Here is a 22,023-nt window from a genome sequence, read left to right as displayed (position 1 = left end):
ACCGCCGCTATCGGGCGCTTCCCGAGAACACCCCGGGCCCGAATCCACCACGATGGTGACGTGCCTGGTCACGCAGGCAGCTCTCTGGTCCGCCGCTCAACTCGCGGTCCTCGCGCCCGTTGGCAGCCCTGTGGGCGGCGGCTTCCTGTTCAATGACGCAGATGTCCTCACCTGCGATTGTGTCATCACGCGCAGCCTCGGCCTTGACACTTCACCACGGAACCGCCCACCGAAAACCATCCGGCTCGAATTCTCCCTGCTGATCAGGCCCTCCGCCCGCAGAGTGGCCCGGCTACATTGCTGCACCGAGGCTCGGACTCGACGGCAACGGCCACCTGGAACTCGACTCCGCCCCTGGTCGGCCAGATGGGCGAGCGCCGCGGCGGACGCGCGCTCTGCTAGGCGCGGCCGTCGCCCAGGGCGTTGGCCTGCAGGGCGGTGATGGCCTGCTGCCGGGTGGGGCGTTGATCGAGGTAGTCGAGCAGGCCCGCGCGGTGGAGGAGCCTGCGCAGGTTGTCGGGGGCGCCGGCCACGACGATGCGTCCTTGCGCGCGGTGGCGTTGCCGGCGTATCAGGTGGGCGAAGCTGTGGACGGCTGCCGGGCCGGGCCGCAGGAGGTCGCTCACGTTGACGATCAGGGAGGGGAAGCCGGCCGGGCTGTCGGCCATCTGGTTGATGCGCTGACTCAGTTCCTCGGCGTCGTCCCAGGTGATGTGCCCGGCGATCGTCATGACCGTGTAGCCGGGTCCGACGTCGATGGTCATCTGCATGTCAGGTGTCTTTCGTGGCGTGGTGCCAGCCTGGCGCCGTTGGCGGTTCTCCGGCATCCCGGCTGGCCAGGGCTCTGGCCGGTGGTGGGTTGGGCGGAGGGTTTCTGGTTCAGTGGGTTGGCCGTTCGGCGGCGGCCGACAGCGCGGCGCGAAGCACCTCAGCAAGGGTGGCGTACACGGGCAGGTGGCCGGCCAGCCCGGTGATCTGCAACAGCCAGGCGGGCATGGCCGCGGGTGCGGCTAAGTGGACCACACCGCGCTTGCGCACGCTGAGGGTATGGGCCTGGACCAGGACACGAAGTCCGCAGCTTTCGACGAAGCGTGCCTGGGACAGGTCAAAGACGAGCTGGTCGGGCAGGTGTTGCCGGTGCTGCTGGAGGTAGTTCTCCAGTTGGCGGTGGTTGTGGGCGTCCAGCTCTCCGTCGATGGCGATCACGGTCACGCCGGGCAGGTGCTGGTGCGAGAGCAGCAGCGGCATGCTCACCTGAGCTCTCTTCCTCATCGCGTTCGGCCCTGGACCGTTGGCCATGGTGGCCGGTGCCCACTGCGGCGGTGCGGTCAGGACGCGATGCGGGTCACTGGCCACCTGTCCTCTCACGCTATCGTAATTGCGAAGATGCGTAATTGCTTCGGAGTGTGGTGTTCGCGGGCTGTGTCGCGCGGGCGGATGAGAGGTGCGGGTGAGCACGGTGTTTGCTGCTGCGGTGCGGGAACGGGCAGGCCTGGCCTGGCAGGCGCTGCAGGCCGCTCGCGACGAGGATGACGCGCATGCGGTGCTGGTGGCCGAGGCCGAGTGGGAGGATGCTTGGCGGCTGGCCCAGGCGCACGGGATCGCGATCGAGCAGGCCCAGCCTGGCCCGCAGGGGGCGGGGGCGTGATGTCGGTACCGCTGTATGAGGCCAAGGCCGAGCTGTTTCGGTTGCTGGGCCATCCGGTGCGGATCCGGGTGCTGGAGCTGCTGCAGGACGGGCCGATGCCGGTGCGGGAGCTGCTGGCCGAGATCGAGGTGGAGGCGACCGGGCTGTCGCAGCATCTGGCGGTGTTGCGCCGTTCGGGCATGGTGAACGCGCAGCGCGAGGGGGCCACCGTGGTCTACGCGCTGGCCGGTGGCCGGGTGGCCGGGCTGCTGCGCGCGGCTCGCGAACTGCTGGCCGAGAAGCTGTCTGGGCAGCACGAGCTGCTCAGCGAGCTGTTGGAGGACAAAGCCGGAAGCGGCGCCTTGTGAGCCTGTTGACCTCGGCGGGCTGGGCCCGCCTGCGCGCGCTGCTGCCCGGTCGCGCCGGCCTGGCTGCCGTCGGCCACCGCCCGCGCCGGGATCTGCTGGCCGGGCTGACGGTGACGGTCGTGGCGGTGGGTGATCTGGCCTCCGCCGAGGCGTCCACCATGCCGCGGTACTTGAGCGTGTTGCGCGGGACGGGGGCGGTAACAGCGACCCGGGCGGATGGGGTCGTGTTGTGCCCGCTCAGCAGCGGTGAGATGGTCAAGCTCTTGGGCGCGGCCCGGCGGCTGCTGAGCGAGGTGTTCTCCGATCGGAGCGGGCTGCTGGCCGGGTTGCGGCGGCCACCGCATCAGCCCCGACCCGGGTGATCTTCTGCTGATCGTCTGGGTCTTGGCTGGTGAGCGGTGGGGAGGCAACGATGGGGTTGTGGCGGAAGATCGCGAAGACGGGCCGGGTGGCCGAGCCCGCGCCGGAGCGCGAGCCAGGTGAGCCGTCGGCGAAGGCGGCGGAGCTTGCCGGATCGGTGCAGATCAGGCATGTGGATGCGGGGTCGTGCAACGGGTGCGAGGTGGAGATCGCCTCGGCTTTCGGCCCGGTGTATGACGCCGAGCGGTACGGCGCGCGGCTGGTGGCTTCGCCGCGGCATGCGGACGCCCTGCTGGTGACGGGGCCGGTGACGCGCAACATGGAGGTGGCGCTGCGCCGTACCCATGACGCGGTTCCCGAGCCCCGGCTGGTGATCGCGCTGGGTGACTGCGCGCGCAGCTGCGGGGCGTTCGCCGGCGCCTACGGGGTGGCCGGAGCGGTGAGCGACGTGGTGCCGGTGGATGTGGAGGTGCCGGGCTGCCCGCCGGAGCCTGCGGCGATCGTGGCGGCGTTGCGGGAGCTGACCGGCCGATGAACCTGGTCGGCACGCTGTATGTGGTGGCGCTGTCCGGTTGCGCGGTCGCCGCGGTGGCCGCCTTGCTGGCGCCGCCACGGGCGCGGCTGCAGCTGGCGGGCTGGTGCACAGCAGGCGCCGGCGCTGTCGGCGCGGCGGCTGGTGTGGCGGCCGTGATGGCTGGCGGGTCGGCTGGCGGGACCGGTCCGAGCTGGTCGGCCTGGCTGCCGGAGCTGCTGCCGCTGGCCGGGGTTCGGCTGGCGGTCGATCCCCTGGGCGGGGTGTTCATCGCGGTCACCGGGGCGGTGGCGGTGTGCGCGGCGATCTACGGGATCGGCTACTGCGACCACGGCCTGGACGGTCGCGGGTTCCAGTCCGTGCTGCCGCTGTTCGTGGCGGCCATGCTGCTGGTGCCCGCCGCGGCCAGTGTGAGCACGTTCCTGCTCGCCTGGGAGCTGATGGCCATCTCGTCGCTGTTGCTGGTGCTGGCCGAGCACCGGCGGCGGGCGGCGGTGGGCCGGGCCGGGCTGTGGTACGCGGTCATGACCCACCTCGGCCTGGTGACGATCCTGGCCGGGTTGGTGGCGTTCGCCGCCGGGGCCGGTGGGGAGAGCTTCGAGCAGTTGCGCGCCGCCGCGCTGCCGCCGGCCGCCAAGACCGTCGTGTTCCTGGCGACGTTGGCCGGGTTCGCCTCCAAGGCCGGCATCGTGCCGCTGCATGTGTGGCTGCCACGGGCGCACCCGGAGGCGCCGAGCCACGTCTCGGCCCTGATGAGCACGGCGATGGTGAACATGGGCGCCTACGGTGTGGTCCGGGTCGGGCTGGATCTGCTGGGTGGCGGGCCGGCCTGGTGGTGGCTGCTGGTGCTGGCGGCGGGCGCGGCGTCGGCGCTGTTCGGGATCTTGCAGGCGGTGGTCGCCTCAGATCTGAAGCGGCTGCTGGGTTACTCCACGACGGAGAACCTGGGCCTGGTGCTGGTCGGGGTGGGCGCGGCGGGCTTCTTCGCTGCGTCCAAGCTGCCGGTGCTGGCGGCGTTGGCGCTGGCCGCGGCGCTGCTGCATGTGGTCAACCACGCCGCGTTCAAGACGGTGTTGTTCCTGTCGGCGGGCTCGGTGCTGCACGCCACCGGCTCCCGCGATCTGGACGTGCTCGGCGGGCTGCGCACGCGGATGCCGTACACCACCGCCGTCTTCGCGGTCGGCGCGTTGTGCGCCTCGGCGCTGCCGCCCGGCAACGCCTTCGTCAGTGAGTGGCTGTTGCTGCAGAGCCTGATCCACGCGCTGCCCGGTTCCGGGGTGGCGGGTGCGGTGACGATGCCGCTGGCCGTGGGGGTGATCGCGCTGTCGGCAGGGCTGGCGGTCGCCACCTTCGTCAAGGCGTTCGGCGTGGGGTTCTTGGCCCGGCCGCGCAGCGCTGCGGCCGAGCGGGCCAGTGAGAGCCCGCCGTCGATGCTGGGCGCGATGGCGCTCGCGGCGGCGGGCTGCGCGGGCTTGGCGCTGGCTCCCACGCTGGTCGTGCCCGCGCTCGGCCGGGCGGTCGGCGTGGTGTTCCCGGCACGGGACGGGATGAGCGACGTGGTGAGCGGGGAGCTGACGCTGCGGCTGGCAGGGGTGGCGGGGATGATCTCGCCGCTGCTGATCGCCGTCGCCCTGGTGACCGCCGTCGTGGCCGTCCTCGGCCTGGTACGGGTGACGGCGACGCGGCGGGTCCGGCGCGCCGCCCGGCTCTGGGATTGCGGCGCGGGACCGATGTCGGCCCGGATGGAGTACACCGCGACGTCGTTCGCCGAGCCGTTGCAGCGGGTCTTCGACGACGTGCTGGCCCCCGAAAGCGATGTGGACGTCACCCCGATGAAGGAGTCGGCCTACTTGGTGGAACGCGTGCGCTTTCATGCGCGGGTGCCGGACCGGATCGAGCACCGGCTGTATGATCCGCTGATCGCCGCCGTGGCGGCCGTCGGGAAGGGGGCGCGGGCGCTGGCCACCGGCAGCGTGCACCGCTATCTCGGCTACGGGTTCTGGGCACTGACCGGCGCGCTGATCGTCTTGGTGGTGCTGTGGTGACGGGCGTGATCGCAGCGGTGCTCCAGGTGATCGTCGTCGGGGTCGGCGCGCCGTTGCTGGTGGGGGTGATGCGGCAGGTCCGCGCCCGGCTGGAGGGCCGGGCCGGTGCCGGGATCGCCCAGCCGTGGCGGGACCTGCGCAAGCTGATGCGCAAAGAGCCGATCACTCCGCGCGGCACCGGCTGCGTGTTCCGCGCGGCGCCGCTGCTGCTGGCGGGTACGGCGCTGGTCGTGGCCGCGGTGGTGCCGTTGGTGAGCACGGCCTCGCCGCTGGGCGGCATCGCCGATCTGTTCGCGGTGACCGCGCTGCTGGCGCTGGGGTCGGTGGCGCTGGCGCTGGGCGCTTTGGACACCGGGACCGCGTTCGGCGGGATGGGCGCCAGCCGGGAGATGACCGTGCTGGCGCTGGTGGAGCCGACGATCCTGGTGTCGATCTTCGCGCTGTCGATCAGGGTCGGCTCCACCAGCCTGGGGGCGATCGTGACGGCGACGGTGCAGGATCCGCTGTCGGTGATCTCCCCGGTGAGCGTGCTGGCCGCGGTCGCGCTGGCGATCGTGACCATCGCGGAGACCGGCCGGATCCCGGTGGACAATCCGTCCACGCATCTGGAGCTGACGATGATCCACGAGGCGATGGTGCTGGAGTACGCCGGGCCGGACCTGGCGCTGATCGAGTGGGCGTCGGCGATGCGGCTGTCGGTACTGCTGGGCCTGCTGGCCAGCCTGTTCTTCCCGCTGGGCATCGCAGGCGCGGACGCGGGAGCGCTCGCGGTGGCGCTGTCGGTGATCGTGCTCGTGGTCAAGGTGGGGCTGCTGGGCGTGCTGCTGGCGGTCGGTGAGGTGTTCATGGCCAAGCTCCGGTTGTTCCGCGTTCCTGAGCTGCTGGCCGGCTCGTTCCTGCTGGCACTGCTGGCCGTGGCCGCTTCCTCCTTCCTGGCCTGAACACGGGCGTCAACACGGGACGTGAACATGACTGATGCGATGTATGTCCAGCTGCTGGACCTGGCCTGTGGGGCGTTCCTGCTCATGGGGGTGCTGGTGCTGTGGCGGCGCGAGTTGTCGGCGATCGTGTGGCTGTTCGCCCTGCAAGGGGTGGCCCTGACCGCGCTGATCGTTGTCCTAGGCGTCCGGCAGGCAGATCTCGAGCTGATCCTGATCGGTCTCGGGGTGGGCGCGTTGCGGGCCGCGCTGCTGCCGTATCTGCTGCGCCGCGCACTGGTGGTCGGCGGCGAGGGCCGCGAGACGCAACCGCTGGTCAACGTGGCGACCTCGCTGCTGGTGGCGGCGGTGCTGGCGATGCTGGCCTACGCGCTCTCCCAGCCGCTGATACGGCTGTCGCCCACGCCGGCGACGCAGGCCGTGCCGATCGCGCTGACCGTGCTGCTGATCGGGTTCTTCGTCCTGGTGACCCGGCGGCGGGCGCTGTCGCAGCTGGTGGGGTTCCTGCTGATGGACAACGCCATCACCGCCACCGCGTTCCTGACCACCAGTGGCGTCCCGATCGTCGTCGAGCTCGGGATCTCCCTGGACGTCCTGCTGGCCGTGCTGGTGCTGCAGGTGCTGACCACCCGGATGCGGGCCGCCTTCGGCGGCACCGACCTGGACGAGCTGCGGGAGTTGCACGACTGATGGACACCTTGCTGGTGATCGCTCCGGTCGCGGTGCCCGCGGCCGCCGCCTGCATCTACGCCGTGCTGGGCTGGAACCGCCTCACCGCCTGGCTGGGTGCGCTGGCCGCGGCCGGGCTGCTGGCCTGCGCCGTCGCCCTGGCTGGCGGCCTGGCTGGCGGTCCGGCCACGGTGGAGCGGGGGGAAGCGCTCGCGGGACTGCTGCGCAGCGACGCGCTGAGCGCCTTCATGCTGATCGTCATCGGCGCGGTCGCGTTGCTCGCGATGGCGGCCAGCCCTGCCTACCTGGCGGCCGAACTCGCTGCCGGGCACACCGGAGCGCGCGCGATGCGCCGCTACGGGGTCCTGACCCAGTCCTTCATCGCCGCGATGGCGCTGGCCGTCCTGGCCTCCAGCGCGGGCCTGCTGTGGGTGGCCATCGAGGCGACCACCATCCTGACCGCCTTCCTGGTCGGGCACCGGCGCACCCGCCAGGCCACCGAGGCCGCGTGGAAGTACGTGGTCATCTGCTCGGTCGGCATCGCGCTCGCGCTGCTGGGCATCGTCATGGTCCACTACGCCGGCACCCACGCCGGCGTGGCCTCCCTGGACTGGGCGGTGCTGGCCGAGCACGCGGGCCGGCTCGATGCCGGCGTGATGCGCATCGCGGTCATGCTGCTGGTACTGGGGTTCGGCACCAAGGCCGGGCTGGCGCCGATGCACGCCTGGCTGCCGGATGCGCACAGCCAGGCCCCCGCCCCGGTGTCGGCACTGATGTCCGGGGTGCTGCTGTCGGTGGCCTTCTACGCCATCCTGCGCGTCAAGGTCATCGCCGACGTGGCGCTCGGCCCCGCCTTCACCCGGGCGCTGCTCGTCATCGTGGCGCTGGCCTCCCTGGCCGTGGTCGCGTTGCTGCTGCTCGGCCAGCGCGACTACAAGCGGCTGCTGGCCTACTCCAGCATCGAGCACATGGGCCTGCTCGCTCTCGGCGCGGCGATCGGCAACACCCTCGCTCTGGTCGCCGTCCTGCTGCACATCCTCGGGCACGGGCTCGGCAAGTCGGTGTTGTTCCTGTCCGCAGGACAGCTGCACCAGGCGCTCGGCAGCAGCCGGATCCACGCGGCAGACGGCCTGGCGGCCAGGGCGCCGCTGCTGGCCGGGACGTTCGCGCTGGGGCTGCTGGCCTTGCTCGGCCTGCCGCCGTTCAGCCTGTTCGCCAGCGAGCTCGGCATCGCGCGGGCGGGCTTTGCCGCCGGGCTCGGCTGGGCGATCACGGCGGCCCTGGTGCTGATGCTCATCATCGTCGCCGCCATCGGCCACCACAGCCGGCGGATGCTGCTGGGCGGCGGGCCCGGCAGCCAGGCGGGCGAGGCCATCGCGCTGCCGCGCAGTGTGGCCGTCCCGCTGGTGGCGGGCCTGGCCGCCTGCGCCGTCCTGGGCATCACTCTCGGACCGCTGCACTCCTTGCTGCAAGCCGCTGCCACCATCGCCGGAGCCACCCCATGAGGACGCCATGAGCACGCGTACCACCGCTGACATCGGCCCCGGCGAGCTGCCCGAGCACGCCGCCCGGCTGCTGAACGCCGGCCACCGGCTGGCGCTGGTCTGCGCACGTCAGGAGGCCGACGGGTTCGCCCTGGCGTACCTGTTCGTCGCTGGCGGCCCGGATCGCCGTACCGAGCTACGGCTCCGCCTCCCCTCCGAACAACCCGCGGTGCCCAGCCTGGCCCACCTGTCCTTCCCCGCAGGCCGGTTCGAGCGGGAGATCCGCGACCTGTACGGGATCACCCCGCTCGATCACCCGCTCCCCCGGCGGCTGGTGCGCCACCACCACTGGCCGCGCGGCTGGTACCCGATGCGCGCCGATGCGGGGCCGCCGCCCTCTTTCGGCGACCCCGAAGGGCCTTACCCGTTCGTCACTGTGGAAGGCCAGGGCGTCTACGAGATCCCCGTCGGGCCCGTCCACGCCGGCCTCATCGAACCGGGGCACTTCCGCTTCTCCGTGGTCGGCGAGACCATCATCAAGCTCAAGGCCCGATTGTGGTTCGTGCACAAGGGCATCGAAAAGCTCTTCGAGGGCCGCCGGCCCGCCGACGGGCTGGAACTGGCCGAGCGCGTCAGCGGCGACACCTGCGTCGGTCACGCACTCGCCTACTGCCTGGCCGTGGAAGAGGCCACCCAGACCCCGGTGAGCGCGCAGGCGCAACGGGCACGAGCCGTGCTGCTGGAGCTGGAACGCCTCTACAACCACGTCACCGACCTGGGCGCGCTCTGCAACGACGTGGCCTTTCCCATCCTGCACGCGCACACCGGGCGCATCCGCGAGCAACTCCTGCGGATCAACGCTGAGGTCACCGGGCACCGGCTGCTGCGCGGCGGTGTCCGCCTCGGCGGTGCCCAGCTGAAGGCGCTGCCCGACCCTGATCGGCTGCACGCCATCGGCGCGGACGTGGCCGAGATCGTCGAGCTCGCCCTGCGGCACACCGTGGTCGCTGACCGCTTCACCGGCACCGCCGTCCTGTCCGCCGATGCAGCCCGCGACCTCGGCACGCTCGGCTACGTGGCCCGGGCCAGCGGCCTGGACCTCGACGCCCGCCGCGACCACCCCTTCGCCGATCTCGGCGACTTCACTCCCGCCCGCCGCACCAGCGGAGACGTGCTGGCCCGCTTCCAGATCCGGGCCGAGGAGGTCGCCACCTCCATCGCCCTGATCACCCATCTGGCCGGCGATCCCACGGCGCCGGCGGACTCACCTCCGGTCAAGGGGCCTTCCTCGGGCGTGGGACTCGTCGAGGGCTGGCGCGGCACCATCGCCCACCGCATCGAGTTCGCCCCCGACGGGACTCTGGCCCGAGTGAAGATCGTCGATCCGTCCTTCTTCAACTGGCCCGCTCTTCCGGTAGCCCTCAACAGCGCGATCGTCCCCGACTTTCCCCTGGTCAACAAGAGCTTCAACCTGTCTTATGCCGGCAACGACCTGTGACCCCGCCTGACGTGGGTTGCGAACAAACCGACGTCGTCGGCGGCATCACGATTGCCACCCGGCCATCTGGACGGACATGTGCGACCGCGCGCACCATGAAGGTGAGGTGAACCTCGATGGACCAGGTGCTGCCTGCCGGTCCACGCATTGTGGTGGGCGTGGACGACTCCCCGGCCTCGCGATGGGCGCTGGCCTGGGCCGTCGCCGAGGCTCGGCTGCGCGGTGTTCCGCTGCTCGCAGTGCACGTGAGCCGGGTGCCCCCCGTGGCCCCCGAGACGCCGGCATACGACCACGGCGCTCTCGCCGATGAGGAGGCCAGGAGCCTTGAGCTGATCGGCAGCCTGTTCGACGACATCGCAGGCGGAACACCAGGCGATCTCCAGGTGGTGGGCGTCACCCGTCTCGGTGAGCCCTGGCATCACCTCGTGGAACTCGCCCGTCCAGGCGATCTGCTCGTGCTCGGCCGAGGCGCCCGCCGCAGGCTGAGCCGCCTCTTGCTGGCCTCCACCCGTCGGTGCTGCACTCGTTACACGCGCACCACGGTGGTCATCGTTCCGCAGGCCGCCGCGCCGGATCCCCATCGTCCAGCCGAACGTCCGCGGTCACATCACCGCTGGCTACGGCGCCAACGACGCGCGCACCACCTCGGTCACGAATGACCGGCCTGTCCCGTCTCTGCCATCGACGTGGGCAAAGGGGTTTGTCTGGTCCCGATGATCGGCGGTCAATCTACTGCCAACCAGCCCGCGCACATACCGAACTCATGCAGGTCGGCGCTGATCTCCGCCTGCCGGACGAAAGCGAATACATCCGAGCGCGCCAGCGATTCCCAGCACAGGCAGTCAGCCAGCATCAACGCCTGCATCGTCACCGCGGTCAGAGCAGTGACGGGCCGCGTCTCCGCCTCGTGCCGCAACCATCCGACCATGCGCGCCGATGACACGCTCGTAGCGGCGGCCTGCAACTGCCCCAAAAGCAACGACAACTCGCCCGCGAGATACTGCTGTGTCATCTCAGCCGCACCTCCCAGACCTTGCGATATGTCCAGCATAATCCGATCTCTCCAAGAGAGACTTCCCCAGAACCAGATGACCGACGCGCGCCAGGCAGGCCGCTACGGCGGGCCACACAGAGACGTTCGACCTGCGCCGCCGTTCCCTCGCCACAGTTCAAGAACTCATCCAGAGCGAGATGACCAAGCGGGGCGTGTGACACAGAATATGAATTATCTGTCACATAGACGGATTGTGGATCGTGTCCGCCCAGCTCGGCATCCACCGCGCCGGGCGCGACTCGGTAACGTTATGTGTCACATCGGCGTAGGAGGTGCTTGGCTTGTCCGTCGTCGCGTTCCCTGGCCAGCCCGACCCGGCCCCGGTCGGCCCGACGACCGCGACAGCGGTCGACCGCTTCCTCGACTCCACCACCGCGGCTACGACCCGCGCCGGCTACGCCGAGACCCTCAAGCGCCTGCTCGCCATCACCGGCACCCAGTTCCCGGCCGCCGCCCTCCAGCCCGAGCACTACGCCGCGGCGATGGAACGCTGGACGGCGGCCACAGCCGCGACATGGAACCGGCATCTATCCACGCTCACTTCCTTCACCACCTGGGCCCAGCGCCAGGAGATCCTCGCCACCAACCCGGCCCGGCGGCTGGAGCGCCGCAAGAGCGCCCGCCGCGGCGACCGCTCCATCCCACGCACCCGGCTGGAGACGCTGTTCACCGACGATCGGCACGCCCTGCGCGAATGCGTGCTCTGGCGGCTGCTGTATGAGACGGCCGCCCGCGCCGAGGAGATCCTCACCTTGAACATCGAAGACCTCGACCCCGAGTTCCGCCGTGCCCGCGTCACCTCCAAGGGCGGCGCGATCGAGTACGTGCACTGGGCCACCCCCACGGCCCGGCTGCTGCCCAGACTGCTGGCCGGCCGCACGAGCGGGCCGGTGTTCCTCGCCGACCGGCGCGCTCCCACCTCCGGCTCCAGAGTGCCGGCGGACGGCGACATCGACACCACCACCCGGCGCGGCCGGCTGTCCTACCCGCGCGCCGAGTACCTGTTCAAGACCGCCTCCACCACACTCGACCCACACCGGCAAGGCTGGACCCTGCACCAGTTGCGGCACTCGGCGTTACAGCATCTCGCCCAGGCCGGGCGCAGCGCGCCCGAGCTGCAAGCCAAGAGCCGCCACCAGCACCTGGCCAGCCTCGGCCACTACGTGCGACTCGGTGAAGAGACCTCCGCCCGCATCACCGCCGAAGCCGACCTTGTGCAGCGTCGCCGTACCCGCTGACTTCCACACAACCCAGTAGACCACCGGGTCACGAGCCGTCCCACACCAACAGCACCTGATCATCGCCGGGGTCGGGCTCGACTCGATACCCGGCCTTCACCAGATCGACCTGATACCGCGTGAGCTCCGGCGCGGAACCCCCGGCCTCCTCGGTGCAAGCGACCAGGAACGGCGCCCTGTCGTCCCCGCCCTCGACGACGAACCCGTCATGGCGTTCGCTGAACTCCCGCCGTCCCGCCTTGCGCAGCACCGTCCGGATGACCTCAGCGTCCCGATCCCGCACGCTCCACAGCGGCCGACCGACCGCGCCGTACCCAAACTCCGGTTTGTCGTCGCTCACGCCATCACCGTAAGCGAATCGAAACCACAGTCACAGAGCCGTACATCGTCGCAGGTCAGGCAAATCCGTTGGAAATTTCCCCAGGACTACAGAGAGGCCGATAGGTGCGCGCTCCACGTCCGGCACACCTTCGAGTGGGCGGTCGCAAGGTGGCGGACGGCGCCGGGTCGACGACCGGGCGATCCTGGCGGCGATCGTGTACGTGGCCACCACCGGATGCGCATGGCGGCAGTTGCCGCCGGTGTTCGGCGCCTCCTGGCAGACGGTGCACCGTCGCTTCGCCGAGTGGAGCGCCGCTCGTGTGTGGGCCAAGCTGTATCGCATCATGATGGACGAGCTCGGCGCCCGCGGAGAACTGGACTGGTCGCGGTGCGCGATCGACTCCGTCGCGTGCGGGCCGTCAAAGGGGGGAGCTGACGGGTCCGAATCCTGTCGATAGCGGCAAGAAAGGGTCCAAGATCCACCTTATCACGGAGTGGACCGGCCTGCCCCTCACTGTCGCGATCAGCGCCGCCAACGTCCACGACAGTCTGGGTTTGGAGCCGCTGGTGCGCTGCATCCCGCCGATCCATTCCCGCCGCGGGCCACGACGCCGCCGGCCGGGCAAACTCCACGGTGACAAGGGCTACGACTATCCCCATCTGCGGGCCTTTTTGCGCGGCCGGGGCATCATCCCGCGCATCGCCCGCCGCGGGATCGAATCCAGCCTGAGGGGCCGCGGAGATTCCGGACAGCCGTCTTATGGGCGTAGCCTATGCGGCCGTTGGGGTTGAAAGGGACTCGTTGAGCACTTCGAAGGGTGGCCGGTAGCCGAGCGCCGAGTGCAGGCGCCGGTGGTTGACAACCCTTCGATGTAGCGGATGACCTGCCGCCTTGCCTTGGCTCGGGTGGTGAAGACGAAGCGGTGCAGCCATTCGTTCTTGAGCGCGGCGAAGAACGACTCGGCCATCGCGTTGTCGTAGCAGACCCCGGTGCGGCCGACCGAGCGGCGGATGTCCAGGCCGGTCAGGAAGCGGCCGAATTCGTCGCTGGTGTAGTTCTTGGGTTCGAGCCGCGGTCGGTGTGGAACACGGCGCCGGGCTGGAGCAGGCCGGTGCCGGCGGCCATCCGGATCGCGTCCTTGGCCAGGCCGGTGCGGTAGTGGTCGGCCATCGCCCAGCCCAGGACCGCTTTGCTGTGACAGTCGATCACGGTGGCCAGATAGAGGAAGCCCTCCCAGGTGCGGACGTAGGTGATGTCGGTGTGCCACGAATGCAGGAAGAGAGGTGCGGAATGTAGGTAGGCGCCTCTTGAAATGCGGTGCTGCGCGGATGATGAAGGTAGGCCCTTCGGAGTCGCCCTGCGGGAGGAGGCTTCAAACCACCACATGCTGCGTTGGCTGAAGACCGTCGTGGTGAGCGATGTGGAAAAAGGGCGTCGTGAGAGGCGTCAGGTGGGGATCAGGAAGGCGAGCGTAAGCGAATCGTTGATGACGTGTCGAAAACTTACTCAGATGGCATCGAAATTGGGGGTGTAGATATGGCTCCAGGACAAGTCTGGCGGATACCCGTTTACTGGCCAGGTGGTGCCCGGCATGGAGACGACGCGAGCCTGATCTGCTGCTTTCGCGTGGAACGTGGGAAGGCGAGTCTCGATAGTTCCGCCCATTGGGGCGGAGAAAGGGAGTGTCCCGTAACGGCGGAAACTGTGAGGGATTGAGTACCGGTGCGAGGCTCGCCGGCGGACCGGCTCGTAGTAGTGGTGAAGCCCCTGTAATGGGGGTGGAGCGAAGGGGCCGGGTCATCCATGGCTGTGTTCGTTCGATCAACCGGGGCGCTGTCCTTGGAGGAGTCGCGTGGACGAGCTTAAGTCGTCAGGAAAGTCGTTTGAGATTTCGAAGTGGGAAGTATGGGAGGCGTGAGAGAAGGTCAAGGCCAATAAGGGCGCGCCGGGAGTGGATGGCTGCTCGGTTGAGGAGTTCGAAAAGGATCTGCGGAGTAACCTCTACAAGATCTGGAATCGGATGTCCTCGGGCAGCTACTTCCCGCCCCCGGTGCGGGCGGTAGAGATACCGAAGCCGCATGGCGGAGGGACCAGAATTCTCGGGGTTCCTACTGTCGCGGACAGGATCGCGCAGACCGTAGTCGCAGCCCGACTGGAGAAGGAAGTGGAACCGAAGTTTCACGCAGACTCCTACGGGTATCGGCCGAATCGGTCGGCCCTGGATGCGGTGGGGAAGTGCCGAGAGCGCTGTTTCAGGACGGACTGGGTCGTTGAGCTCGACATCCAGAAGTTCTTCGACAGCGTTCGGTGGGACCTCATGGTCAAAGCAGTGGAGGCCAACACCGACCAGCGTTGGGTCGTGCTCTATGTGGAGCGATGGCCGCGTGCGCCGCTTCAACTGCCCGACGGAACCTTGCAACAGCGAGACCGTGGAACTCCGCAAGGATCCGCGGTTTCGCCCGTGTTGGCGAATCTGTTCCTGCATTACGCGTTCGATATGTGGATGGCTCGGGAGTTTCCGACCGTGGCCTTCGAACGCTACGTGGATGACGCCGTGGTGCACTGCGTTAGTAAACGCCAAGCCATGAAAGTGGTGGAAGCGATCAGGGACAGGATGGAAGAAGTCGGGTTGCGACTGCACCCTGACAAAACCCGGATCGTCTACTGCAAAGACGCGAACCGGCGCGGCTCGCATGAGCATACGTCGTTCACGTTTTTAGGTTTCACGTTCCGTGTCCGCGCGGCGCGCAGCAAGCACGGGGTGACGTTCCCGTGTTTCCTGCCCGCGATCAGCAAGGAAGCCCTTAAGAAGATCAGTGCCGAGGTGCGTCGATGGCGCATCCATCGGCGTACCGGCCATACCTTCGCCCAACTCGCACGAGCCATTAATCCGATCGTGCGAGGGTGGATGCAATATTACGGAGCGTTCTATCACTCCGCGCTGAGACCCCTTCTCCGGCGCATCAACGCCTATCTGGTGCGCTGGATCCGCAGGAAATACAAACGGCTGGCCGGGTTCAACAAGGCCAAGAATTGCTTCCAGGGAATCACGCAGCGATACCCGAGGATGTTCGCTCACTGGCGATGGACCCGCGAGTTCTGGTGATAAGGGTGGCAAGAGCCGTGTAATGGGGGACTATTACGCACGGTTCTATGGGGGCCGGAGGGTGAAATTCCCTCCGGCTACCCGACCCGACGAGCTTGGTGCCGGGCCGGGTGGCGGTGAAGTCGCGGCCGACCAGGTCGGGGATGCCGCGAAAGTCGCCCTGGATGGTGGTGGCCGGCCGGAACGCCCGCACCTGGGCCGGGACCAGGCCCTGCTCGCGCATCAGGGCGCGCACCAGTTCGGCCGAGCAGTGCTCACCGCGGCGCAGCAGCGCGGCGTGCACCCGCCGGTAGCCGTAGGTCTCGTGCGAGCCGGCGAAAATCTCGGCGACCAGAACGGCCAGCAGCATCCGGCGTTGCGCGGTGGCCGAGGCCGGCCGCTCACGCCACTCGTAGTAGCCCGAGCGGGACACGCCCAGCCACGCGCACATTTTCACGATCGAGTGACAGGCCTTCTCCGCGTCGATCAGCTCGTACTTGGCGAGCGTCATCGAGTCTCGGACGCGAAGAAGGCGGCTGCTTTTTTCAGGAAGATCAACTTCTCGCGTAGCTCGGCGTTCTCCCGCTCCAGCTCCCGGATCCGGGCCCGGTCTGGCGCAGAGACCGGCTGCCGTTCCTCCGGTGCGCTCGCGATCCGATGCCGGTTCACCCAGCTGCCCAGGGTGCTGGCGTTGATGTCGAATTCGCGCGCCACCGACGCGACCGTCCGCTCACCCTCCAACACCATGCGGATGGCTTCTTCCTTGAACTCCGGCGAGAACTGCCTGCGACGCCTCGTCACGTACCTACCTCTTCCAGACTTCCGTCAGCTTATGTAGCCGAATGTCCGGAATCTGCTGGGCACCTCAAGCCAGCGACTGGGACGCCATCGCTGGGATGGTCGCGCGCACCGTCTCCTGGCGTAAGCATTCAGGAGCTCAAGATCGCGATGGCGTGAGCATCGCCCGCGCGGTGGGATGATCTTCGGGTGCCGATGACCCTGGATCGCCGCCCGTCGTATGACGAGCTCGCGGCGCTGGTGGTCCGGCAGATGAACATGATCGAGGCCCAGCGCGAGACGATCGCGCGGCTGGAGGAGACGGTCGACCGGCTGACCGCTCGGGTTGGCGAGCTGGAGCGCAGGCTCGGCCGCAACTCCGGGAACTCGTCCTTGCCGCCGTCCAGCGACACGTTCGTCCGGCCGGACAAGAAACCGCCGGTCAACACCAGGAAGAAGCGTGGCCGCCAGCCGGGGGCACCCGGCGCGGGCTTGGCCATGGTCGAGACCCCGGACCAGGTCGAAGAGCACCTCCCGGACGCATGCGGTGGCTGCGGGAAGGCGCTGTCGGCCGCCGGCAGCGTCGGCTTCGCGCGTCGTCAGGTCCGCGACATTCCCCTGGTTGCCGTGACGGTGACCGAGCATCGCACGCACCGGTGCCGGTGTGAGGGCTGCGGCCGGGTCACCGCAGCGGTCCTGCCCGAGCAGGTGGCGGGGTCCCCGTCGTCGTACGGCCCGAACCTGCGCGCGCTGGCCGCCTACCTGCTGGTCTTCCAGCACATCCCGGTAGAGCGCTGCGCTCAGCTGATCACCGACGTCACCGGAGCCCGCGTGTCACCCGGCTGGGTGAGTTCGATCCTCGCTGAGGCCGCGATGCTCATCACCGACAGTGTCAAGCTGATCCGTGCCCTTCTCACGCTCGCCCATGTGCTGCACGTCGATGAGACCACCACGAGGATCGGGACGACGCGGCGCTGGCTGCACGTGGCCTGCACCAGCCGGTTGACGCTGCTCGGCTTGGGCGAGCGCTCCCGCGACGGCGTGAACGCCCTCGGCATCCTGCCCGATTTCCGCGGCGTGCTGGTCCACGACTCGCTGTCGCTGTATGACGGCTAGTCCGACGCCCGGCACCAACTGTGTGGATCTCACCTGGTCAGAGAGCTGACCGCCGCGGCCGAGGACCACCCCGGCCAGCGGTGGCCCGAACAGATCCGCTGGGCTCTGGCGGAGCTGAACAAGCAGGCCGGCAAGGCCCGCGCGGATGGGCTGACCGAGATTCCACCCGAGCGAGCCAAGGTCTACCTCAAGTCCTTCCACCACGGCCTGCGCGTCGGGCTGTCGTTGTATCCCCGCGTGTCCGGGCGCAAACAGTCCCCGGCTCGGAACCTGCTGGAACGTCTCCAACGGCGGGCCTGTGACGTGCTGCGTTTCGCCGACTTCCCCGGCTGGGTGCCGTTCACGAACAACGCGGCGGAGAGGGCGCTCCGTCCGGTGAAGACGCAGGTGAAGATCTCGGGCTGCCATCAGTCCGAGACGGGAGCCGCCGTCTGGCTGACCATCCGCTCCTACCTCGACAGCGCCCGCAAGCACGGCCTGTCAGCCTTCGATGCGATCCACCGCGCCTTCACCGGCAACCTATGGATGCCACCCGTCGCATTCGACGCCTGATCAGCGCGAATCACCCAGCGTCACAGATCCTTCTGAATGCTTACCGATATCCGCGCCTACCCTCGCTCGACATCGACCCGCCGGGCTTCCATGGCTCCATCCACCAGTTCACGAAGCTGAAGTGCTGGGAGTCGGTGCCGACACTAGGGCCAGACATACTGTCCGCAGAAGCGGTGCTTGCGAGTGCCCAGCCGATGACGCTAATGAGACTGACGGTCAGAAGGGTGTTGGCAAGTTTCTTCTTCATGAGCCCAAGCCTAGAGGGAAGGCTTGTCGTATCTCTGTCCGCGCTCTGTCGTCTTGAGGTTCCCAGCTGAAGTACGGGCAGGCGACCGCCTCGCTGGTGGTGGGTAAGTAGTCGACCGCCTCTCGGCAGAACACCCTGGCGGCGTTGAAGGAGTGGGGCATGCTGCGCCGTACGCTGCACGCGGCGAAGTATCTGTCGGACCCGGCCTACCGCAGGAAGATTGCCCGCCAATTGAACAAGGGGGAGAGCTTGCACGCGCTGCGCCGGGATCTGCACTACGCCCAGCAGGGCGCCGTCACCAAGCCAGCCTTGGCCGATCAGACGGACCAGGCGTCGTGTTTGACCGTTTTGATCAACTCTGTCATCACCTGTTATCCGGGGTGGGAAGAAACCGTCTGCAACGCAGCGTAAGCGACCTTCTGGGATGTCTCGTCGTTCCTTGCGTACGGATTATCTGAGGTCTCTACGCTACGCAGGGTGACAACGGGAACAGCTGCCGGTCTCTGCCGGGCCCAGCGTGTGGCGCTGCCGAGCGGGGAGCGGACGTGGACGGTGCTCGGCCCTGATCACCTTCCGATCAGACCGGCCGAGGAGTATCTGGAGTACCTGCGCGCACAGCGATGCTCGCCGAACACGGTGAAGTCCTACGCGCGAGCGCTGGCGCTGTGGTGGGACTACTTGGGGCAGTTCGAGCTCGGCTGGACACAAGTAACGCTGCAGGACTTCGGCGTGTTCTTGACCTGGCTGCGGACAGGGAACGGCCCGCAGGTCGCGCCGATCGAGCCTCGTCCGTCCCGGTTCGCCGAGTCAACGATCGCCGTCCGGTTGCGAGCCGTGATCTCCTTTTATGGCTATCACCTGCTCAACGGGGTCAGCGTCGGCGCGGACCTGCGCCGGGTCGTGCACGGAGGCGGAGTCGCCTACAAACCCCTGTTGGAGCACATTGCGCGGCGGTCCGGCCGCCGCCAGTCGGTGATCCGTGTCCGTCAGCGCCGTTCGGTGCCGCCGACGTTGACGCCCGGTCAAATCGACCGGATCTGCGACGCGTGCGCGAGCTGGGACGACGACGCCCGGGAATGGCGCGGATCGGTTCGCAACCGGCTGCTGTGGTGCCTGCTCGCGGAGACCGGTTTGCGACTGGGTGAGGCGTTGGGACTGCAGCACCAGGACTGGCACACCGGCCGGGGCGACACCCCGTTCATCGAGGTAGTCCCGCGCGAGCACCCGCACGAGGTCCGGGCCAAGAGCGGCTACCGGCGACTGTTCGTCTCCGACGATCTCGATCGCCTCTACGGCGAGTACGTCTGGCAGCTCTGCGAGGCCGGCGCCGACCTGGTCACCGACAACTTCGACGGCACTTGCGTGTTCGTGAACCTGGAGCGCGAGCCGCGCTTTGCGCCGTGGCAGCCTGACAGCGTCTATGACCTGGTGGATCGTCTTCGCCGGGATCTCTCCGGGCAGGCTCCGGACGGTTGGACGCCGCACTGGTTCCGCCACACCCATGCCACCGCGCTGCTGCTTTCTGGCGTGCCGGTGCATGTGGTCAGCCGTCGGCTCGGGCACGCCGACGTGCAGACCACGCTGAACACGTATGCTCACGTCACCGACGATGCCGAGCTACGAGCCGTCGCTGATTGGGCGAAGCTCACCGCCGGCTGGCGGGCGATGTCCGCCGACGGCACGCAGATCGGGCCGTGCTGATGGGTTCCAAGCTGCTGCTCGAGAACCTGCGCGACACGTCCGGCAGCTTCCAGGGGTGGGTCCTGGAGGCGTTGTGGTCGGCGATTCCGGCACGGTTTCGAACGGTCGAGCTGGCCTCTGGCGACCTGCGGCCTGAGGACGCCTCGGCGTTTTCGATCAGCCATCAGCGCGGATTCCGGCTCCGGTTTGGGCAGTTGCCCGAGCCGATGGACCGGGAGCTGGCCTGGTGCTGCTGGCGCATGGTCGAGCTCGGCGGCCGCGTTCCGGTCGGGGCGCTCAGCTCGCTGGTCCGCTGGCTGGCTGCGACGGTCGAGGAGCATCCGCAGCTGCGCGAATCGTTGATGGCGGGAACGCCCCGCGAATGGGAACGCGCGCTTGCGATCACCTGGGCCCGGGCCAACGGCCGCGTGCCCGGCAAGCATTGGCTGCTCAACAGAACCACGCTGATGCGGCGGTGCTACCAGATGCTGTGGACCGCCTACGACCAGCGGCCCTGGTGGCGGCGTGAAGTCTGGGACCCCGAACTTGATCCGCAGATTCCACGCCGGGAACACGAACCGCATGGTGACCACAGTGTCTACTTCCAGCAGCTGCATCCGCTCTGGCTCCGGCAAGCGACCCAGTGGTACTTCAAGATCTCGCTGGAGAGCGGCGATCTGACCTGGACCACTCTGCGCTCCCGTCGATCGGGGCTACAGGTCTTCGGCGACTGGCTTGCCGGGCTGCAGCCGGCCCCGCCGCCGTGGCTACGCGAAGATCCGGCCGCGGTCCGGGTGTTCATGCTGGACTACCTCGCCCACGTCCGCACACTGACCGCTCGCACCGGCCCGAACCGCGGCAAGCCGCTGTCTCAACTGCGGGTGAACGACATCGTCACTGATGTCGAGAAGTTCTACGCGTTCATGACCGACCACCGCGAGAGTGCGGCGCGCGTCCTTGAGGAGCCGGGCTGGTTGAAGCTGGGCCCCTATCACGCCATCTTGTGGCGGCACGGGGAGAAGGGCCGCCCCAAGGTCCGGCCCGAGCGGCGGGAGGTCATCGACGATGCCGCCTTTTCGCAGATCATGTCCAACCTCCATCTCCTCGGCGCATCAGCCGAAGAGGGCGGGATCGACGACGAGCAGGTCATGCGGATCGTGATGCTGGTGGCCCGCACCGGCCGTCGGATCAGCGAGATCCGCATGCTCGACCGCGACCCACTGTTGCCGCTGGACCAGCTCACCCCGCCCAGCACGCAGGACGCGGCCGACGGCGCGTTCGTCGCCAAGCTCCGCTATCAGCAGACGAAGATCGAACAGGCTCCGGACACCCTGCTGGTCGACGCCGAGATCGTTGCGATCATCCGTGAGCAGCAGCAGTGGGCCGACACCCACCTCGCGCCACGCTGGGCACCCGGCGTGAGGGCGAAATATCTGTTCCTGGCGCACAAGATGAACCGGCACGCCGACAAGGCCTTCCCGCTGGAACGAGTGCATCAGACGCTCGCCGAGTTCGCCCAGCAGTTGGACATCCGCGACAGCACCGGACGGCTGGTCGACTTCAACCGCACCCACCGCTTCCGCCACACCAAAGCCACCAGCCTGCTGAACGCCGGCGTCCCGCTGCACGTCGTCCAGCGCTACATGGGCCACCTGTCCCCGACCATGACCATGGAGTACGCCGAAACCCTCGCCGCCACCCACGAGGCCGAGTTCCTGCGCTACCGCAAAATCACCGCCGACGGCCGTGATCTGCAGACCGACCCACGAGACCTCTACGACATGCTGGAGCTGGACAAACGCACCGACCGGATCCTGCCCAACGGCTGGTGCCTGCTGCCCCCACGTCAGAGCTGCGACAAGGGCAACGCCTGCCTGACCTGCGACAAGTTCACCACCGACGCCAGCTTCCTGCCCGAACTGCGCACGCAGCAGCAACGCACCGAGCAGCTCATCACCGAACGCCGCCGCGCCTTTCAGACCCGCACCGGCCAGCCGATGAGCACCGACAACATCTGGCTCACCGGGCGCCTCCAAGAACAAGACGCCCTCGGCCGAATCATTCTCAAGATCGAGCAGACCACCCCCGCCGATGGCGCCAGGGCCGTCCGCGGCGCGGGCGTCTCTGCTCGCACCGATGTCCAGGCCGTCCAGGCAGAGGAGAAGCGCCACGATGCGCGGTAATCCCGACAACCTACGCCGAGCTGCCGCCGCCAAGAGCGCAGCCACCGCCCAACGGGCCGAACAAGGTCTGCGCGACATGATCCGCCGCGGCGACCCGATCACCTTCCGCGCCCTGGCCCAGGCCGCCGGCGTTTCCCTCGATTTCCTCTATCGCAACGCCGAACTCCGCCGCCGCGTCGAACAGCTCCGCGACCAGCAACGAGCCACTCCACAACCGACCCCGACCTCGCCCGACCCCGACCCCGACC

22 protein-coding genes and 4 pseudogenes are annotated in these 22,023 nt (G+C 68.6%); 18 read left to right on the top strand and 8 right to left on the bottom strand.

The features are described 5' to 3' along the window. Positions 1–398 precede the first annotated feature (398 nt). Together ACWDRB_RS64810 and ACWDRB_RS64805 are read right to left on the bottom strand one after the other, a co-directional pair. Positions 399–770, bottom strand: coding sequence for an STAS domain-containing protein (locus ACWDRB_RS64810; protein WP_449912058.1), 372 nt, complete (start codon positions 768–770; stop codon positions 399–401). Between the two features lie 109 nt (positions 771–879). Continuing rightward, entirely contained in the window at positions 880–1,248 is a 369-nt protein-coding gene (locus ACWDRB_RS64805; RefSeq protein WP_449912069.1) for an STAS domain-containing protein, read from the bottom strand. A gap of 202 nt (positions 1,249–1,450) precedes the next feature. Between ACWDRB_RS64805 and ACWDRB_RS64800 the strand changes: the two genes are divergently transcribed. The 10 genes from ACWDRB_RS64800 (at position 1,451) to ACWDRB_RS64755 (ending at position 10,180) form a co-directional block, all read left to right on the top strand. Continuing rightward, positions 1,451–1,648: a hypothetical protein gene (locus ACWDRB_RS64800; RefSeq protein WP_449912057.1), complete on the top strand. Its 198-nt coding sequence runs from the start codon at positions 1,451–1,453 to the stop codon at positions 1,646–1,648. Beyond that, entirely contained in the window at positions 1,648–1,995 is a 348-nt protein-coding gene (locus ACWDRB_RS64795) for an ArsR/SmtB family transcription factor (protein WP_449912056.1), read from the top strand. The genes ACWDRB_RS64800 and ACWDRB_RS64795 overlap by 1 nt, the downstream gene beginning before the upstream one ends. After that, entirely contained in the window at positions 1,992–2,357 is a 366-nt protein-coding gene (locus ACWDRB_RS64790; protein ID WP_449912055.1) for a transcriptional regulator, read from the top strand. The genes ACWDRB_RS64795 and ACWDRB_RS64790 overlap by 4 nt, the downstream gene beginning before the upstream one ends. 50 nt (positions 2,358–2,407) lie before the next feature. After that, on the top strand, positions 2,408–2,890 hold the full coding sequence (locus ACWDRB_RS64785; RefSeq protein ID WP_449912054.1) for an NADH-quinone oxidoreductase subunit B family protein: 483 nt from the start codon (positions 2,408–2,410) through the stop codon (positions 2,888–2,890). Then, positions 2,887–4,932 carry a proton-conducting transporter transmembrane domain-containing protein gene (locus ACWDRB_RS64780; protein WP_449912053.1) on the top strand — a complete coding sequence of 682 codons (2,046 nt, stop codon included), beginning with the start codon at positions 2,887–2,889 and terminating at the stop codon, positions 4,930–4,932. Before ACWDRB_RS64785 ends, ACWDRB_RS64780 begins: the two co-directional genes overlap by 4 nt. Then, a complete protein-coding gene (locus tag ACWDRB_RS64775) occupies positions 4,929–5,873 on the top strand; it encodes a respiratory chain complex I subunit 1 family protein (RefSeq protein WP_449912052.1) in 945 nt (314 codons plus the stop codon). Before ACWDRB_RS64780 ends, ACWDRB_RS64775 begins: the two co-directional genes overlap by 4 nt. A gap of 27 nt (positions 5,874–5,900) precedes the next feature. Next, positions 5,901–6,560, top strand: coding sequence for a hypothetical protein (locus ACWDRB_RS64770; RefSeq protein WP_449912051.1), 660 nt, complete (start codon positions 5,901–5,903; stop codon positions 6,558–6,560). Beyond that, entirely contained in the window at positions 6,560–8,044 is a 1,485-nt protein-coding gene (locus ACWDRB_RS64765; RefSeq protein WP_449912050.1) for a proton-conducting transporter transmembrane domain-containing protein, read from the top strand. Before ACWDRB_RS64770 ends, ACWDRB_RS64765 begins: the two co-directional genes overlap by 1 nt. Before the next feature lie 7 nt (positions 8,045–8,051). Beyond that, positions 8,052–9,521 (top strand): hydrogenase large subunit, encoded by a 1,470-nt coding sequence (locus ACWDRB_RS64760; protein ID WP_449912049.1) that lies wholly within the window; start codon positions 8,052–8,054, stop codon positions 9,519–9,521. A gap of 116 nt (positions 9,522–9,637) precedes the next feature. Continuing rightward, positions 9,638–10,180 carry a universal stress protein gene (locus tag ACWDRB_RS64755; RefSeq protein ID WP_449912048.1) on the top strand — a complete coding sequence of 181 codons (543 nt, stop codon included), beginning with the start codon at positions 9,638–9,640 and terminating at the stop codon, positions 10,178–10,180. 65 nt (positions 10,181–10,245) lie between these two features. On the opposite strand, the gene ACWDRB_RS64750 is transcribed toward ACWDRB_RS64755, so the two are convergent. Then, positions 10,246–10,533 (bottom strand): hypothetical protein, encoded by a 288-nt coding sequence (locus ACWDRB_RS64750; RefSeq protein WP_449912047.1) that lies wholly within the window; start codon positions 10,531–10,533, stop codon positions 10,246–10,248. 323 nt (positions 10,534–10,856) lie between these two features. Here ACWDRB_RS64750 and ACWDRB_RS64745 point away from each other — a divergent pair, with 323 nt between their 5' ends. Continuing rightward, positions 10,857–11,813: a tyrosine-type recombinase/integrase gene (locus ACWDRB_RS64745; protein WP_449912046.1), complete on the top strand. Its 957-nt coding sequence runs from the start codon at positions 10,857–10,859 to the stop codon at positions 11,811–11,813. A gap of 28 nt (positions 11,814–11,841) precedes the next feature. Here the strand turns inward: ACWDRB_RS64745 and ACWDRB_RS64740 are convergent, their stop codons facing one another. Then, the gene (locus tag ACWDRB_RS64740; RefSeq protein ID WP_449912045.1) at positions 11,842–12,153 is read right to left on the bottom strand and encodes a hypothetical protein; all 312 of its coding nucleotides are present in this window, start codon (positions 12,151–12,153) and stop codon (positions 11,842–11,844) included. A gap of 139 nt (positions 12,154–12,292) precedes the next feature. Here ACWDRB_RS64740 and ACWDRB_RS64735 point away from each other — a divergent pair. After that, positions 12,293–12,866, top strand: a pseudogene (locus tag ACWDRB_RS64735) (IS5 family transposase); the annotation flags it as partial. Between the two features lie 26 nt (positions 12,867–12,892). Here the strand turns inward: ACWDRB_RS64735 and ACWDRB_RS64730 are convergent. Next, on the bottom strand, positions 12,893–13,147 hold the full coding sequence (locus ACWDRB_RS64730; protein WP_449912068.1) for an integrase core domain-containing protein: 255 nt from the start codon (positions 13,145–13,147) through the stop codon (positions 12,893–12,895). Between the two features lie 11 nt (positions 13,148–13,158). Further along, a complete protein-coding gene (locus tag ACWDRB_RS64725; protein WP_449912044.1) occupies positions 13,159–13,521 on the bottom strand; it encodes a DDE-type integrase/transposase/recombinase in 363 nt (120 codons plus the stop codon). Between the two features lie 547 nt (positions 13,522–14,068). Here ACWDRB_RS64725 and ltrA point away from each other — a divergent pair. Continuing rightward, positions 14,069–15,241 (top strand): annotated as a pseudogene (gene ltrA / locus ACWDRB_RS64720) (group II intron reverse transcriptase/maturase); the annotation flags it as partial. Here the strand turns inward: ltrA and ACWDRB_RS64715 are convergent. Together ACWDRB_RS64715 and ACWDRB_RS64710 are read right to left on the bottom strand one after the other, a co-directional pair. Beyond that, positions 15,183–15,731 (bottom strand): IS3 family transposase, encoded by a 549-nt coding sequence (locus ACWDRB_RS64715; protein WP_449912043.1) that lies wholly within the window; start codon positions 15,729–15,731, stop codon positions 15,183–15,185. The pseudogene ltrA and the gene ACWDRB_RS64715 sit on opposite strands and share 59 nt — an antisense overlap. After that, positions 15,728–16,021 (bottom strand): transposase, encoded by a 294-nt coding sequence (locus tag ACWDRB_RS64710; RefSeq protein WP_449912042.1) that lies wholly within the window; start codon positions 16,019–16,021, stop codon positions 15,728–15,730. Before ACWDRB_RS64710 ends, ACWDRB_RS64715 begins: the two co-directional genes overlap by 4 nt. 192 nt (positions 16,022–16,213) lie before the next feature. Here ACWDRB_RS64710 and tnpC point away from each other — a divergent pair. The 5 genes and pseudogenes from tnpC to ACWDRB_RS64685 all read left to right on the top strand — a co-directional run. Beyond that, a pseudogene (tnpC, locus tag ACWDRB_RS64705) lies at positions 16,214–17,665 on the top strand (IS66 family transposase). A 376-nt stretch (positions 17,666–18,041) separates the two neighbouring features. After that, a pseudogene (locus tag ACWDRB_RS64700) lies at positions 18,042–18,323 on the top strand (Tn3 family transposase); the annotation flags it as partial. A 141-nt stretch (positions 18,324–18,464) separates the two neighbouring features. Further along, positions 18,465–19,613, top strand: coding sequence for a tyrosine-type recombinase/integrase (locus ACWDRB_RS64695; protein WP_449912041.1), 1,149 nt, complete (start codon positions 18,465–18,467; stop codon positions 19,611–19,613). Continuing rightward, entirely contained in the window at positions 19,613–21,775 is a 2,163-nt protein-coding gene (locus tag ACWDRB_RS64690) for a tyrosine-type recombinase/integrase (protein WP_449912040.1), read from the top strand. Before ACWDRB_RS64695 ends, ACWDRB_RS64690 begins: the two co-directional genes overlap by 1 nt. Continuing rightward, a partial coding sequence (locus ACWDRB_RS64685; protein ID WP_449912039.1) for a DUF6262 family protein occupies positions 21,765–22,023 on the top strand: 259 nt, incomplete at its 3' end. The genes ACWDRB_RS64690 and ACWDRB_RS64685, both read left to right, overlap by 11 nt.

The organism is Nonomuraea sp. NPDC003707, assembly GCF_053587055.1.
This window is presented reverse-complemented; position numbering and strand designations above follow the sequence as displayed.